The organism is Salinicola sp. MH3R3-1, from assembly GCF_001937155.1.
Classification (GTDB): Bacteria; Pseudomonadota; Gammaproteobacteria; order Pseudomonadales; family Halomonadaceae; genus Salinicola; species Salinicola halophyticus.
Genome location: NZ_MSDP01000084.1, coordinates 1 through 755, shown reverse-complemented (window position 1 = coordinate 755; position 755 = coordinate 1). Strand labels below are relative to the sequence as shown.

Genomic DNA, 755 nt, shown 5'->3' with positions numbered 1-755 from the left:
GGCGTCAGCGAGCCCAAGACGGTCACTATTACCGTCACCGGCACCAACGATGCGCCGGTGGTCGTCGCCGATACCCAGACCACCGGCGAGAACAGTGCTCTCAGCGGGCAGGTGCCGGCAGCGACCGATGTCGATGGCACCATCGCCGGTTACGACCTGGCGACGGATGTCGGCACCGGCAACGGCAGCCTCAGCTTTAATAGCGACGGCAGCTACAACTTCACGCCGGGCACCGACTTCGACACTCTGGCCGCCGGCGAGAGCCGCGACGTCACCTTCAGCTATACCGCCACGGACAATGACGGTGGGGTCAGTGCACCCAAGACCGTCACCATCACCGTGACCGGCACCAACGATGCGCCGGTGGCCGTCGCCGATACCCGGACCACCGGCGAGAACAGCGTTCTCAGCGGGCAGGTGCCGGCAGCGACCGATGTCGATGGCACCATCGCCGGTTACGACTTGGCGACGGATATCGGCACTGGTAACGGCAGCCTGACGTTCAACGCCGACGGTTCCTACACCTTAACGCCTGGCATCGACTTCGACAGTCTGGCCGCGGGCGAGAGCCGCGACGTCACCTTCAGCTACACCGCCACCGATAACGACGGCGGCGTTAGCGAGCCGAAGACGGTGACGATTACCGTGACCGGCACCAACGATGTGCCGGTGGCTCAGGCCGCCACGACCACGACAGAAGAGAACGCCGTTCTCAGCGGCCAAGTCCTGGCAGCCAGTGACGTCGATGGCACCCT

The 755-nt window shown here is 65.0% G+C and carries 1 protein-coding gene; it reads left to right on the top strand.

The genetic code is table 11. The features are described from left to right. The coding region (locus BTW08_RS18435) for an Ig-like domain-containing protein (RefSeq protein WP_139313727.1) at positions 1–755 on the top strand (755 nt) is incomplete at both ends.